Below are 14,585 nucleotides of genomic sequence, written 5' to 3' on the forward strand. Positions count from 1 at the left end.
CCGCTCAGCTGATGCCCGTCAGCCCCACAACCTCGTGCAGCGTCACCCAGAACTGATCGAGCGTATTTGGGTGGTCGTCGACGATGCTGGTGCCGTTGAACCAGGCAACATGACCGCCGGGGCCGGGGCCGGAGGTCACCAACTGGCCCTGGTTGAACCACATCAGAGCATTCTTCAAGCCTTCGCCGTCGGCTTCCTTGCCCCCGTTCCAGTCGGTGATGCCGGCAGGATCAGTCACGTCGACATATTTGGTCCAAGCATTGGTGTTAGTCTTGAGCGCGTTGCCCAGTAACGCTGTGCCGGCGCCGTTGGTGTCGATGAAGCCGTCATTGTTGGCGTCAAGGTTAGCGCCAGCCGTAGACCAGGCGCCTTGGCTCTTGAGCCACATCACCGCTTCGTCGATCAGATTATCGGGCTGAGCGACGCCGTTGTTGATGTTGAGCTGGGTTGCAATCGCCTGCTGCAGCATGATTAGCCGCGCGTCACCGCCAGCCGAGGCGGATTCGATCGACTTCGCCAGCGAGATTGAGATCCACAGATCGTGCGTGTCGTTGGCTATGCCGTCGGAGTTGGTGTCGCCAAGCAGAAGATATTTGCTCTCGTCGATCTTCGCTGTGGTCAGGTCGTCCTTACTCGGATTCACATCGAGGCTGGACAACACGCCCGAAGCGTATGCGCTCTTGGATGGATTACCTTCGTTGCCGCCGACGTTGTCCCAAACATCCGTGTGGCTGCCCCAGAACCCTTGCGTCAGCGCCTTGTTGGAGAAGCCCTCATAGTCGCTGCTATCCGTGGCGCTCGGCGTGCGCGAATGTTCGGCGGTGTCTGTATATGCGTCGGTCGTGGCCGTCGCGTTGTTGACATAGCTACCCACCTGCGCCGTGCCCGTGGCCTGGTAGTGCCAGGTTTCGCCGATGTCGAAGACGCCGTTCAAATTGCCGTCGCCGGTGTTGAACCCGCTGCTGGTGATCGCCGTCGCATTGAAGTCGTCGCTAGGATTGAGCGGAGTACCATTGTCATCCTTCACAACCACGTTGGTGAGCGCGACATTGCCGTCATTGGTCACATCGTACGTCCAGGTCACCGCCTGACCTTGGAAGATGTCGAGGCCGTGGTCGACGCCGTTCGTCTTCTTGTCGAGCGTGATGTGCGGATCGGCGCCGAAATAGCTGGAATCGTCATGGGCGGTAACCGGCACGCTGTGACCGGCATCGTCCTGATAGGAACTCGTGGCCGTGCCGGTGTTCTCGTAGGCACCGGCTTGCGAGGTGCCGCTGGCCGTGAAGACCCAGGACTCGCCGATACCGAACACGCCGTCCAGATCGGTATCGCCGATGTTGTGGGTGGCGTCGGCAAGCACCGCGACCGGGGTAACGCCGGCATCGCTGTCGCTCACCGCCGCACCGGACAGCGCCACGTTGCCGGTGTTGGTAACTGTGTACTTCCACGAGATGGCCTCGTTGGCCAGGATGGTGTGGCCGTCGCCCTCACTGCCGCCATCCACCGTCACCTTGTCGATGGTGATCTCAGGATCGGCGCCGAAGTAGCCGGAATCGTCATGGGCGGTAACCGGCACGCTGTGACCGGCATCGTCCTGATAAGAACTCGTGGCCGTGCCGGTGTTCTCGTAGGCGCCGGCTTGCGAGGTTCCGCTGGCCGTGAAGACCCAGGACTCGCCGATATCGAACATGCCGTCCAGATCGGTATCGCCGATGTTGTGAGTGGCATCGGCAAGCACCGCGACCGGGGTAACGCCGGCATCGCTGTCGCTCACCGCCACACCGGACAGCGCCACGTTGCCGGTGTTGGTGACCGTGTACTTCCAGGAGATGGCCTCTCCCGACAGGATGTTCAGGCCATCGCCCGACGCCGTGTCGTCCACCGTCACCTTGTCGATGGTGATCTTAGGATCGGCGCCGAAGTAATTCGAAGGATCGAAATCGGTTACGGTGCCCGTACCGGTTGAAGCCGTCACAGTACCGATATTAGAATAATTCCCGGAGATCGCCGTCCCGGAGCCGGTGAAAATCCAGGTCTCGGTCGTGTCGAGCTTGTTATCATGGTTGGTGTCGCCGACATTGAAGCCGCCGCTAAGCACCGGTGAGACGACGACGTTGTGGTCGTCGGTCACGACGACGTTCGACAACGCAACGTTGCCGGTATTGGTCACCGTATACTTCCAGGAGATCGAATCGCCTGCAAGGACGTTCAGGCCATCTCCGGAGACCGCGCCGTCGACCGTCTGCTTGTCGATGGCGATTCCGGGCTGGGTCGAAACGCTTGGGACTGTCGTGGTGCGCCACTCCTCGAAGCCGCCATCCGAACCTGAGAAGCTTGAGTAGAGCGTGACGTAGGAGCTGGACGTCGCGCCGGCACTGAGGAAGGAGCTTACCGGGACAAGCACGCGGTAGTCGTCCGTGCCGGAACCGCTATTGGAGTCCGTCAGCAGCTGCGTGCCGGGCATGTCGAAGACCGAGACGAAGCCGGAGAAGCCGGCATCATAGTCTGTGATGGTCGCGTCGTGGTTGGAAATATAGACCCTGAGATCGGTCAGCGTGATGTTGGCATTGACGTTTTCGTTAAGGTCCAGCCGGAACTCGATATATTCGACGCCATTGACGGTGATCGGCTGCAGATTGCCCCATTGCAGGCTGTGTGTGAACGAGGCCTTGTCGTCGAGGACTTTGCCATTCTGATCGGTGTTGAAGCCTTGCTCGACACCTGTCGCCTGCAAGCGGAAGAAGGAATCGTAGTTACCTGTGCCGGAACCAATCGACGTGGCCTCGAGAAGCACACCATCGCCAATGTCACTCATTGTCATTTCCTCCACAGACGCTCGCGCGCCTTTTTGGCCGCCACGGCGGCTAACTACCCCATGCAACGACGCCAAGATCGGCGTCCAAATTCCGTGCGGAGAGGAGGATCCGCTTAGCACCCGGCGCGCCGCACCTGCCCGTCCCCGGCCCGAGCGCACCAAATACAACATGGTGTCTCATGGCGGGTGGCGGCTCGATGGTGACGGCTAAAAGCGGCTACGGATGCCGCGCTGCGTTTCCCCTACCCCAGTAGCGCAGTATCTCGTTGTTGCCGGTATCGAGACTGTTCACGCTACTATATTAGGGTATTATTAACTCTACCGCAGCGTGCGTCAACGGGCAATTCGATGAAGAGTTAATGACAAAACTCAAACCAAGGCGCGAATTCGGTTATTCGGCATAAAGAATACTTCATTCTATCCTTAGGTCTTACTTTATAAGGGACCTTTGCAGCGACCATTTCAGACTTCGGTGTCAGACCTCGGTCGCAGCCATGGCAACTGAAGCGATGCGGCTGGAGGGGGCTCTCAGACCACCTTCTTGTTGCCCTGCCTGCCGCCATGCGCTTCCACGGCCTTCTCCACGGCGCGCTTCAGCTCATCCTTGATCTCCGCCGTCTCGGCCATCAGCGCCTCGATCTTGAGAAAATCGAGCACGCGGTATTTCGAGACTTTTGGGCGGATCAGTATGTCGGGGCTGGACTGCTGCAGCTTGTTGGCGATGATCGACTGCATCATCAACTGCGAGGCGCCATACATCAGGTCTACCGTGGTCGGATGCTTGCGCTCGGCGTCGCTCGGCGCACCGACCACGTCGATTGCGATGACGATATCGGCATCCTTTTCGAGGAGATCGAAGGGGACGGGATTGTAGATGCCGCCGTCGATCAGCAGGCAATCATTGCGCACGACAGGGCGGAACACCGCCGGAATGGCGGCCGAGGCCGCGAGCGCCGAATGCAATTCACCCTCGGCGAACACGGCGAGCTTGTGGCCGAAATAGTCGGTCGCCGTCACCTTGAGCGGAATTTTCAGCTCCTCGAAAGTGGTGGGGATATGCTGAGGCAGGAACGCCTTCAGGATGCGCTCGATGTTGAACTGGCCGACGCGGATGCCGCCCTGCATGGCTTCGGCGATCGTGCCCGGCCGCGACCGCCACATGCGCGCCGCCATTTCAGCGCGGCTGCCGAGGATCGAACGGGAATAGTCGTGGATTTGCGCTCCAGTCATGCCCGCGGCCATGCCGGCGCCCATGATGGCGCCGATCGACGAGCCGGCAATCGCCGCCGGCTTGATGCCAAGCTCGTCGAGAGCCTCGATGATATGGATATGCGCAAGACCGCGCGCGCCGCCGCCGCCGAAGGCCACCCCGAAGGTCGGGCTCATCCCTTGCGGCCTCCCGCCACCTGAACCAGCGGCGGCCCAATGACCATCACCGCCGGGTCGGACGACAGGAGCTTCTTCGCCGCCGCCTTGACGTCGGCCAGCGTCACCGCGTTGATGAGAGCCGCGCGCCGCTTGATATAATCGATGCCGAGATCATCGATCTGCAGCTCCACCAGCGTCGCGGCGATGGAGCTGGACGAATCCAGATTGCTGATGGCATAGGCGCCGACCATGTATTTCTTGGTCGCCGCGAGCTCCTCCTCCGAGGGGCCGTTGTCGGCCATGTCCCTCACCACCTGCCGCACGATCGCAAGCGTTTGGGCCGCGCGGTCGGAACGCGTCGCCGTCGTCACCAGCAGCGCGTTGGAATGCTCGTGATCGACGAGATCGGAGCTGACGCTATAGGCAAGGCCGCGCTTCTCGCGCACCTCTTCGTAGAGACGCGAGGTGAATGTCGAGCCGCCGAGTATCTCGTTCATCAGCGCGGCGGCGTAGAAATCGGGATCGCTTCGCTTCACGCCCGGCCAGGCAAGCTGCAGGGAGGTCTGCGGCAAGTCGTAATTCACTTCGAGCTGCTGCCCGAGCTTGGGCGTGACGTCGACAATCGGCGCCAGCGCCTGCTTGTCCGGCAGGTCGCCGAACACCTCGTCGAGCCTGCCGCTCAACGTGGCGGCGTCGATATCGCCCACCACCGCCACATGCAGGCCGCCGCGGGCGAAATTTGCTTTGTGAAAGGCCCTGAGGTCGTCGGCAGTGATGGTGGCGAGGCTGTCTTTGTTGCCCTCGTCTGGCCGCGCATAGGGATGCTGGCCATAGATCGCGCGCAGCCAACGCTGTTGGCCGATCGTATTGGGGTCCCGCTCATTGGCGAGGATGCCGGACAGTATCTGGGCGCGGATGCGGTCGATCGGCGCCTGGTCGAAGCGCGGGCGGTTCACCGCCAGCTTCAGCAGGCCGAAAGCCTCGTCCTTCTGGTCGGACAACATGCGCATCGAACCATAGATGCCATCGCGGGCGGCCTGAAAACTCATCTCGGCGCCGGCATCGTCGAGCTTCACCTGGAAGCCCTCGCTGTCGAGGTCGCCGGCGCCCTCGTCGAACAGGCCGGTCATCAGGTTGACCAGGCCTTCCTTACCGGCCGGATCCTGCGCCGTGCCGCCGTCAAAGACGAAACGGATCGCAACCAGCGGGATCGAATGGTCTTCCACCAGCCAGGCGGTGACGCCCTTCTTCGACTTCACCTCCTGGATGTTCATTTCGGCGCGCGCGGCAAGCGCCGGCAAAAGCAGGAAGAACAGGGCGAAGCAAAGGATGGCGACGGCGCGATAGACGCGCCCACCTTCTCCCCTTGCGGGAGAAGGTGGATCGGCGCGCAGCGCCGAGACGGATGAGGGGTGTTGCAAGGATCGCCGTCCTTGCCAAGCTGGAACACCCCTCATCTGACCGAGCTTCGCTCGGCCACCGCCCGGGGTCGAGCCACGGGTCTCGCCCCGTCCTTCGGACCCCACGAGGGGAGAAGGGGAAGCCTGGCGGGGAGAAGGAAAGGTGCTCGTGCGGCCAAGAACCATGCTCATCATCAATTCCCCGCCTGCTGCTGCGGCAAGAGATAGCCACTGGTTGAGCGATCGAGCACCAGATAGCGGGCGGCGACTGCCTTGACTTCATCGGCGGTTACCTTGCGGATGCGGTCGGGCCATTCCTGGACGTCCTTGACATTGCCGCCCGTGGCAAGCGTCGAGCCGTACATGTTGGCCATGTCGTCCTGCTTGTCGCGCGCAAAAATCATGGAGCGCACATAGCGGGTCTTGGCCCGCTCCAGCTCATCGTCGCTCACGCCGTCCTTGACGATGCGGGCGATCTCGGCATCGACCGCCGTCTCGATATCGACAAGCTTGGCGTCGCCGCGCGGGGCACCATAGACGGTGAAATTGGTGGCGTCGAGCATGGTGCCCTGGAAGTAGGCGCCGGCCTCGGAAGCGATACCCTGCTTGACGACGAGCTGCTGGTACAACCTGCTGCGGTTGTCGCCGCCGAGGATCTCGGCAAGCAGGTCGAGCGCCTCGGCTTCGCCGGGCTTGGCCGTGTGATAGGACGGCACCACCCATTGCGTCGAAAAACTCGGCACCGAGACGCGCGCGTCGGTCAGCGTCACTGTGCGCTTCGTATTCTGCTCCGGCTCGACGGGACGGATGCGCGGCCGCAGGTCCGGGCCGCGGGCGACCTTGCCGTAGGTCCTTTCGGCCATCGCCTTCACCGCGTTGGGATCGACGTCGCCCACCACCACCAGCACGGCGTTGTTCGGCCGATAATAGGCGTCGTAGAAGGCTTTCGCGTCCGGACGGTTCAACTGCTCCATCTCCTGCATCCAGCCGATCACCGGAATGCGGTAAGGCTGGTTCTGCCAGAGCGTCGCGTCGACCTCCTCGTCGAGCACCGCCTGCGGGTTGCCGTCGATGCGCGAGCGGCGCTCCTCCAGGATCACGTCGCGCTCGGTCTTGATGACATCGTCGGTCAGGATGAGGTTACGCATGCGATCGGCCTCGAAGCCCATCATCTGCTCGAGCGCCGAAGGCGGCACCGTCTCGTGGAAGGCGGTGTAGTCGTAAGAGGTGAAGGCGTTGTTGGAGCCGCCGATCTCGGACACGGCGCGGTCGAACTCGCCGGCGGCGTGATTTGTCGTGGCCTTGAACATCAGGTGCTCGAAGAAATGCGCGATGCCGGATTTGCCGGGCGGCTCGTCGGCGCTGCCGATCTTGTACCAGACCATGTGGGTGACGATCGGGGCGCGATGGTCCGGGATGATGACCACTTCCATGCCGTTGTCGAGCAGGAAATCCTTGACCTCGCCGTCATCGGCCGCGCGGGCCGGAGCAGCCGCGGCAAGCGCCAGCGCGCCCGCCAGAAGCGCTGCGCGCAGCCCAATCCCTGTTTGTCTCATCAAGTTCTCCGGTCGCGGTTGCGCGACGATAGGCAAGGTTCGCTGGTGAGGCAAAGTGATTTGTTCGGCATTTTCGAGGCGAGGCTAGTTGGCCTCGACGAAGCGGATGACCGTTTCGCCGTAATTGCGCTCGTCCATCACGGAAAAACCGGCGCCCGGCTCGAATGGCGCCGAGGCAGCCTCCTCGACGACGCAGAGCGCGCCAGGCAGAAGCCAGCCGCCGGCCTTGGCCGAGCGCAGCGCGCGCTCGCCGAGCCCTTTGCCATAGGGCGGGTCGGCGAAGATCAGGCCGAAGGGCGAGATCGTGCCGGCTTCGCCCAAATGAGCGGCGTCGCGACGAAAAATCTTGGTGCGGCCGGTGAGCCCATAGGCCTCGACGTTCTCGCGGATCAGACCTCGCCCTTCGGTCGATTCTTCGATGAAGACGCAGTAGGAGGCGCCGCGCGACAGCGCCTCAAGTCCGAGCGCGCCGGTGCCGGCGAAAAGGTCGAGCACGCGGCCGCCCTCGAGCTTTTCCGCGTAGCGATGCGCCAGGACGTTGAACACCGCCTCGCGGGTGCGGTCGGTGGTCGGGCGGATGGCATTGCTTTTCGGCGTCGCCAGCGGACGCCCGCGGAATTCACCGCCGACGATCCGCATCGCCGCCCCTCTTCGGACCGCGCGGCCTGTCGCCGCCATCGCCTTCAGGACGCTCGCCGCGAGGCTTGCCGAACGGCTTCGCGCCCGGCTTACCCTTGCCGCCCGGCTTGTAGGATGCCTTGCGCGCCTTCGCCTCGGCGGCCTTGGCGGCATCGGCCTCCGCCCTGCCCTTGCCGATCGGCCGGGCGCCCGGCGCCATCCAGACATTGGCCTTGCGCTGGCCGGGCGGCTCGATCGGCCGCTGCTCGCGCTCGGATTTCTTGCCCCCAAACCGCGGCTTGTCGCCGAAACCGCCACGGTCGGATTTCGGGCCGCGCTCGCCGAACGCCCTGTCCGGCCCAAATACCCTGTCCGGCTTTGTCGAGAGCTTGCTCAGCGCCTCGTCGCGGCTGCCTTCGCGGCGCTTGCGCGCCTTGATCAGCCCGCCCTCGCCGATCGGTCGATGGTCGCCGTCGCGCGTGAATTTCGGCCGGTCGGTCTCTTCACGGCGAGGCCCGCCGCCGCGCACCGGCTTGTTGGAGAACGGCTTTTGGATTTCGGCATCGAAATTGGCGCCGGACTCCTCGATCAGCCGCTCGCCAAGCTGTTCGCGCAACACGCGGCCCTTGATCTCGAGCACATGGCCCTCCGGCAGGTCCTCGAGTTGGAACGGCCCGTAGGAGATGCGGATCAGCCGCGTCACGTCGAGGCCAAGCGCGCCGAGTATGTTCTTCACCTCGCGGTTCTTGCCTTCGCGCAGGCCGAGCGTCAGCCACGCATTGGAGCCCTGCTCGCGATCCAGCGAGGCTTCGATCGAGCCGTAGAAGACGCCGTCGACGGCGATGCCTTCGCGCAGGCCGGCGAGCGCGCTCTCCTCGACCTTGCCGTGGACGCGCGCACGATAGCGCCGCAGCCAGCCGGTCGCGGGCAATTCGAGCACGCGCGACAGCCCGCCGTCATTGGTCAAAAGCAGCAGGCCCTCGGTGTTGATGTCGAGCCGGCCGATCGTCATCAGCCGCGGCAGGTCGGGCGGCAGCACGTCGAAAACGGTCCTGCGGCCTTCCGGATCGCGGTTGGTCGTGACGACGCCCGCCGGCTTGTGGAACAGGAAGAGACGCGTGCGCTCGATCGGCGGAATCTCGGTGCCATCGAGATGGATAACGTCGTCGGCGCCGACATTGAAGGCCGGCGAGTCCAGCACCTTGCCGTTCACCTTGACGCGGCCGGCGGCGATCAGCTCCTCGGCGTCGCGGCGCGAGGCGATGCCGGCGCGCGCCAGCCGCTTGGCGATGCGCTCGCCGCTTTCCGGCGCGGCTTCCGGGGGACGCGGCCGCGGCTTGAAGCCGCCTTCCGGCTTTCTTGCGGTGGCGTCGCGCGGCGGGCGATCGCTGAAGTCGCGCTTCGGCCGGTCGGCGAAATCGCGTTTGGGACCGTCATCGAACGCGCGCTTGGGGCGGTCGAAACGTCGTTCGCCCCGCTCGCCTTCAGCCGCCACCGGCCGGTCGCCCCGCGGCGTATAGGGCTTGCGGCTCTCACGCTTGTCGAAGGGCTTGCCGTCGCGCGGCGGACCTTTGCGGAACGGCCTGTCGCCTCGCTCCCCGCCTTCCCCCGTTTCACGCGGCTTGTAGCTGCGCTTGAAGTCGCGGGCCGGGCGCTCACCTTCGGCCGCCATCGGCCGGTCGCCGCGCGGCGTGTAAGGTTTGCGGCCATCGCGCTTCTCGAATGGCTTGCCGTCGGGACGCGGACCTTTGTTGAACGGCTTTTCGGCACGCCCAGCGCCCTCGCCCGTTTCGCGTGGCTTATAGCTACGCTCGCCATGGCGGCGCTCGCCTTCGGCAGCCGCGGGCCGCTCGCGCTTGGCGAATGGCTTCTTGGCGCCGTAGGCCGGCTTGCCGTCTCGCCGGCCCGCCGGTTTCGAGCCGCCTTTGCGCGGCCCGCGTGAAGATTTCTTGTCGTCGTTCATTACTTCGCTCGTCTTCACCTGCTACAGCGCAGCACGCCCTTTCGGACGCCCAGCGCAGGCGGTGCCATCTTGATTATTGCGCATATGCCAGCGCGGCAAAAACCGATTCCGGTTTTCAAGGTCTCGCGCTAGATAACAGGATCGCTGTCGGGTGGCGAGGAGTAATCGGAATGGAGACCGCTTGAAACGACCGGATTTCATGGCCCTGGCGCTTGAAGAGGCCGAAGCGGCCGGCGGCCGCGGCGAAGTGCCGGTCGGCGCTGTGATCGCCAATGGCGGCACGGTGGTCGCGAAAGCCGGCAACCGCACGCGCGAGTTGGCGGACCCGACCGCGCATGCCGAGATGCTGGCGATCCGCGAGGCCTGCCGGAAGCTCGCAAGCGAGCGTCTCACCGGCCACGATCTCTATGTGACGCTGGAGCCCTGCGCGATGTGCGCCGGCGCGATCTCCTTCGCCCGGCTGCGGCGGCTCTATTTCGGCGCCGCCGACGAGAAAGGCGGCGCGGTGATCAACGGCGTGCGCTTCTTCGCTTCGCCCACCTGCCACCACACCCCGGACATCTATCCGGGAATGGGCGAGAGCGACGCCGCCCTCATCCTCAAGGACTTTTTTCGCGAGAGACGGGATGGTGGGTGAAGTGAGTAGTGGTTAGTGAGTAGTGAAGCAGTCACCACTGACTACTGACTACTGACTACTGACTACTGACTAATGACTATTTCACAGGCCGAGCCAGTCGAACCAGCCGCCCTTCTTGCCTTCGGCCTGCGCCTTGAGACGGCGCTCCTTCTTGTACTCGTCCTCGCCGAGCTCGTTCTGCGGCGCGGTGGCGGCCGCCTGGCGATAGGCAAGCGGCGGCTCGCTCAGATATTTGCGAGTGGTCGGATCGCCCTGCTTCTGTTCGGCCAGCCGGCGCTGAACCTCGGCGCGGCGCGTGGCGCTGGAATCATCCGGCGACCAGCGCGGCGGGTGGCTGGAACCCGAATCCGCCATCGCCTTCTTCACCGCTTCGGGATCGGTCTGGACATCCTCGGCCGCTTCAGGCTGGTAGTTCGGATCGTTCTGGTGCGCGGTGGCGTCGGCGCGGATGCGGGCGCGGCGCGCCTCCGGCGATTCGGGCCAGTCGGCGCTCGCCGTCTGGATGCTCTGCTGCGGCGCGGGCAAGCTTTCCTTCTGCCCAGGAGCTGGCTTCACCAGTTCAGGACGCGGCTTGTAGTCGATCGGATCGCGACGCTTCGGCGTGATCGCGGCAGCGCCGGAAACATCATCGAAGAGCTGCGCGGCAGCGGTCTTGCCGGTCCCGTAGGTGGGCGAGCTCACGCAGCCGGACATTGCGATGGCCGATACCACAAGCGGCGCCATCAGCGCGGCGCGCGCAAACGTTCTGTCGGTCATGCCAAAAAGTCCCACTCTAACAGCCTTTCGGTCGCCACCGGCCAACGGCACGATCCCCTGCTTCCCCGCACTTGCGATGGAAATCCGGCGACAATTTGTCTGCCGGAGTGTCACGTGTTTACCTCAACCGCTTATTAAGGGCAACGCACGGGCGGCGATTGGCCCCCCGGCGCGGTACTTTTGCACTGGATCCCAAAACCGCTGCGCACACTCGGAGCAAGCCCGAGCGCATGCTTTGGGCGACATGCGCTAAACCCGCCCAAGCGCCTTCAGCTCGTGCAGCACGGCCGCATCGCGGGCCGAAACGTCCGGGAATTCCGGGTCCTGGCCGACATCGGCGGTGTAGCGCCAGGAGCGCGCGCATTTGACCAGACCGCGATCCTCGGCTTTCTCCACCACCACCGCCACACCCTTGACGTCGTCGAGCGTGAAGGCGCTTTCCGGGGCTTTGCCATGCTTGACGACGAGATCGCTGGTGATCGCCATCTCGGCCATGTCGACATCGGCGATCGCCGCCTCCAGCGCGGCGTCGTCGAGCGTCACCACCGGCACGGCCTCGAGCGAAGAACCGATCAGCTTCTCGGCGCGCGCGATCTCCAGCGCGCCGGTGACGACACGGCGCACTTGCCTCACCTTGCGCCATTTCTCGGCCAGCGCCTCGTTGCGCCAGTTCTGCGGAATCGTCGGGAACTGATCGAGATGCACCGAGACGGCTTTCGGATGGCGGTCGAGCCAGGCTTCCTCGGTGGTGAAGGGCAGCATCGGCGCCAGCCACTTCACCAGGCATTCGAAGAGGTGGCGCACCACCTGCACGGCCGCCCTGCGACGCAGGCTCGACGGCGCGTCGCAGTAGAGCGCGTCCTTGCGGATGTCGAAATAAAAGGCCGAAAGCTCCACCACCATGAAGTCGAGCAGCGTGCGGGTGATGCGCTTGAACTCGAACGCGTCGTAGCCCTGGCGGACCACCTCATCCAACTCGGACAGCCGATGCAGCATCAGCCGTTCCAGTTCCGGCATCGCCTCGACCGGCACATCCTGGCCGTCGTCATGGGCGAGCGTGCCCAGCATCCAGCGGATGGTGTTCCTGAGCTTGCGGTAGGCGTCGATATTGGTCTGCAGCACGTTCTTGCCGAGGCGCTGGTCTTCCCAATAATCGGTCGTCACCACCCAGAGCCTCAGGATATCGGCGCCGGACTGTTTGATGACGTCCTGCGGCACGACAGTGTTGCCGAGCGACTTCGACATCTTGCGGCCTTCCTCGTCCATGGTGAAGCCATGGGTGATGACCGTGTCGTAAGGCGCCCTGCCCCTGGTGCCGCAGCTTTCGAGCAGCGAGGAATGGAACCAGCCGCGATGCTGATCCGAGCCCTCAAGATAGACGTCGGCCGGCCATTTGAGATCCGGACGGTCTTCCAGCGTGAAGACATGCGTCGAGCCGGAATCGAACCAGACGTCGAGGATGTCCATCACCTGGTGCCATTTCGAGGCATCGTGATTGCCGAGGAAGCGCGCCTTGGCGCCCTCGGCGAACCAGGCGTCGGCGCCTTCCTTCTCGAAAGCGTCCATGATGCGCCGGTTGACGGCCTCGTCCTTCAGCACATTGCCGTCCTCGTCGGCGAAGACGGCGATCGGCACGCCCCAGGCGCGCTGGCGCGACAGCACCCAATCCGGGCGCTCCTCGATCATGGCGCGGATGCGGTTCTGGCCCGCCGCCGGCACGAAGCGGGTGTCGTCGATCGCCTTCAGCGCGCGACCGCGCAGCGTCGTGCCGTCGCCCAGGTCCTTGTCCATATAGACGAACCATTGCGGCGTGTTGCGGAAGATGACCGGCTTCTTGGAGCGCCACGAGTGCGGGTAGCTGTGCTTCAGCCGGCCACGCGCGAAGAGCGCGTTGCGCTTGATCAGCTCGTCGATCACCGCCTGGTTGGCGTTGCCCTTCTTGCCGTTGTCATCGATGACGCGCGCCGCACCGCCCTCGCGCCCGGGGCCGAAGCCCGGCGCGTCCTTGGTGAAGAAGCCGGCATCGTCGACCGTGAAGGGGATCGCGGTATCAACGCCGCGCGCCCTCAGTTCGCTCGCGGCTTCCATCCAGGCGTCGAAATCCTCGCGGCCATGGCCGGGCGCGGTGTGCACAAAGCCGGTGCCAGCATCGTCGGTGACATGCTCGCCGGCAACCATCGGCACCGGGAATTCATAGCCGCCGCCGAGCCCTTTGAAAGGATGCGAAAGCGTAAGCTTCCCAAGCTGTTCGGCCGAGACGCTATGAAGCCTGTTGAACGTGACCTTGGCCTTGGCCGCACAGTCCTCGGCCAGCGCGTCGGCAAAGATCAGCTTCTCGCCCGGCTGCGGACCGAAGGCGTTCTCGGCCGCCGTCACCTCATAGAGGCCATAGGCGATGCGCGGCGAATAGCTCACGGCGCGGTTGCCGGGAATGGTCCAAGGTGTGGTCGTCCAGATGACGACATGCGCCTCGACCAGATCGAGCGCGGCCTCGTCCAGCGCCGGCGAGGCGCCCGCGACCGGCTGGACAAGACTCGCGACCGGAAACTTCACCCAGATCGTGTCGCTCTCATAGTCCTGATACTCGACCTCGGCTTCGGCGAGCGCAGTACGCTCGACCACGCTCCACATCACCGGCTTCGAGCCGCGGTAGAGCTGACCGGACATGGCGAATTTCAACAGTTCGCCAGCAATGCGCGACTCGGCATGGTAAGCCATGGTCGTATAGGGATTGTCGAAATCGCCGATGACGCCGAGGCGCTGGAACTCGTCGCCCTGCACCTTGATCCAATGAGCCGCGAAGTCGCGGCATTCCTTGCGGAACTCGTTGACCGGCACCTCGTCCTTGTTCTTACCCTTGGCGCGATACTGCTCCTCGATCTTCCATTCGATCGGCAGGCCGTGGCAGTCCCAACCCGGCACGTAGTTGGCGTCATAGCCGCGCATCTGGAAGGAGCGGTTGATGACGTCCTTGAGGATCTTGTTCAGCGCATGGCCGATATGGATGTTGCCGTTGGCGTAGGGCGGGCCGTCATGCAGCACGAATTTCTCGCGGCCGGCGGCCTCCTCGCGCAGCTTTCTGTAAAGGTCCATGTCCTGCCAGCGCTTGACCAGGCCAGGCTCCTTCTCAGGCAGGCCGGCGCGCATGGGGAAATCCGTCTGCGGCAAATAAAGCGTTTTGGAATAGTCGATCGTCTCAACAGTGTCGGTCATTGATCTGCCATCTCAGGGTACCCGACGACAAAAGCCGGGCGTTCAGGTCTTGCCTTGACGCATATCGTTTTCCCAAAAACGAAGCCACCTTTGGGCGATATGCGTTGATGTTCATGAAAAAACGCGAGGGGCGCGCGCGAAAACACCCGGCGGCTCCAGCGGCGCTCAGGCCGCCCGGAACACCGGGCCCGTAATTCGTATCGCGATCGCGAAAAGGCGCGAAAAGCTCGTCATGGCGTGGCTTTTAGCGGATGGCGCG

Annotated in this window: 9 protein-coding genes; 1 reads left to right on the forward strand and 8 read right to left on the reverse strand. The window is 64.0% G+C overall.

Annotation, left to right across the window (positions count from 1 at the left end):
• Nucleotides 1-4: 4 nt before the first annotated feature.
• From FJ419_RS19615 to FJ419_RS19640, 6 genes are all read right to left on the reverse strand, one after another.
• A complete protein-coding gene (locus tag FJ419_RS19615) occupies nt 5-2,974 on the reverse strand; it encodes a hypothetical protein (RefSeq protein ID WP_281405829.1) in 2,970 nt (989 codons plus the stop codon).
• Nucleotides 2,975-3,343: 369 nt separating this feature from the next.
• Nucleotides 3,344-4,201 (reverse strand): patatin-like phospholipase family protein, encoded by an 858-nt coding sequence (locus tag FJ419_RS19620; RefSeq protein ID WP_140696952.1) that lies wholly within the window; start codon nt 4,199-4,201, stop codon nt 3,344-3,346.
• A complete protein-coding gene (locus FJ419_RS19625; protein ID WP_246679256.1) occupies nt 4,198-5,604 on the reverse strand; it encodes a pitrilysin family protein in 1,407 nt (468 codons plus the stop codon). The genes FJ419_RS19620 and FJ419_RS19625 overlap by 4 nt, the downstream gene beginning before the upstream one ends.
• A 173-nt stretch (nt 5,605-5,777) precedes the next feature.
• Nucleotides 5,778-7,139 carry a pitrilysin family protein gene (locus FJ419_RS19630; RefSeq protein WP_246679257.1) on the reverse strand — a complete coding sequence of 454 codons (1,362 nt, stop codon included), beginning with the start codon at nt 7,137-7,139 and terminating at the stop codon, nt 5,778-5,780.
• 84 nt (nt 7,140-7,223) lie between these two features.
• The gene (gene rsmD / locus FJ419_RS19635) at nt 7,224-7,778 is read right to left on the reverse strand and encodes a 16S rRNA (guanine(966)-N(2))-methyltransferase RsmD (RefSeq protein ID WP_140696958.1); all 555 of its coding nucleotides are present in this window, start codon (nt 7,776-7,778) and stop codon (nt 7,224-7,226) included.
• A complete protein-coding gene (locus FJ419_RS19640) occupies nt 7,759-9,720 on the reverse strand; it encodes a pseudouridine synthase (protein WP_140696961.1) in 1,962 nt (653 codons plus the stop codon). The genes rsmD and FJ419_RS19640 overlap by 20 nt, the downstream gene beginning before the upstream one ends.
• A gap of 181 nt (nt 9,721-9,901) precedes the next feature.
• Here FJ419_RS19640 and FJ419_RS19645 point away from each other — a divergent pair, with 181 nt between their 5' ends.
• Nucleotides 9,902-10,357 (forward strand): nucleoside deaminase, encoded by a 456-nt coding sequence (locus FJ419_RS19645; protein ID WP_140696964.1) that lies wholly within the window; start codon nt 9,902-9,904, stop codon nt 10,355-10,357.
• An 81-nt stretch (nt 10,358-10,438) separates the two neighbouring features.
• On the opposite strand, the gene FJ419_RS19650 is transcribed toward FJ419_RS19645, so the two are convergent.
• Both FJ419_RS19650 and ileS read right to left on the reverse strand, forming a co-directional pair.
• Nucleotides 10,439-11,113, reverse strand: coding sequence for a hypothetical protein (locus tag FJ419_RS19650; protein ID WP_095767862.1), 675 nt, complete (start codon nt 11,111-11,113; stop codon nt 10,439-10,441).
• Nucleotides 11,114-11,362: 249 nt separating this feature from the next.
• A complete protein-coding gene (gene ileS / locus FJ419_RS19655) occupies nt 11,363-14,326 on the reverse strand; it encodes an isoleucine--tRNA ligase (RefSeq protein WP_140696967.1) in 2,964 nt (987 codons plus the stop codon).
• Nucleotides 14,327-14,585 lie beyond the last annotated feature (259 nt).

Origin of the sequence: Mesorhizobium sp. B2-6-2 (genome assembly GCF_006440615.1) — a bacterium.
GTDB lineage: Bacteria > Pseudomonadota > Alphaproteobacteria > Rhizobiales > Rhizobiaceae > Mesorhizobium.

Excerpts from the sequence above, each read along its gene's own strand:
- FJ419_RS19620 (WP_140696952.1), bottom strand. The coding sequence starts at position 4,201 with ATGAGCCCGACCTTCGGGGTGGCCTTCGGCGGCGGCGGCGCGCGCGGT.
- FJ419_RS19630 (WP_246679257.1), bottom strand. The coding sequence starts at position 7,139 with ATGAGACAAACAGGGATTGGGCTGCGCGCAGCGCTTCTGGCGGGCGCG.
- rsmD (WP_140696958.1), bottom strand. The coding sequence starts at position 7,778 with ATGCGGATCGTCGGCGGTGAATTCCGCGGGCGTCCGCTGGCGACGCCG.
- FJ419_RS19640 (WP_140696961.1), bottom strand. The coding sequence starts at position 9,720 with ATGAACGACGACAAGAAATCTTCACGCGGGCCGCGCAAAGGCGGCTCG.
- FJ419_RS19650 (WP_095767862.1), bottom strand. The coding sequence starts at position 11,113 with ATGACCGACAGAACGTTTGCGCGCGCCGCGCTGATGGCGCCGCTTGTG.
- ileS (WP_140696967.1), bottom strand. The coding sequence starts at position 14,326 with ATGACCGACACTGTTGAGACGATCGACTATTCCAAAACGCTTTATTTG.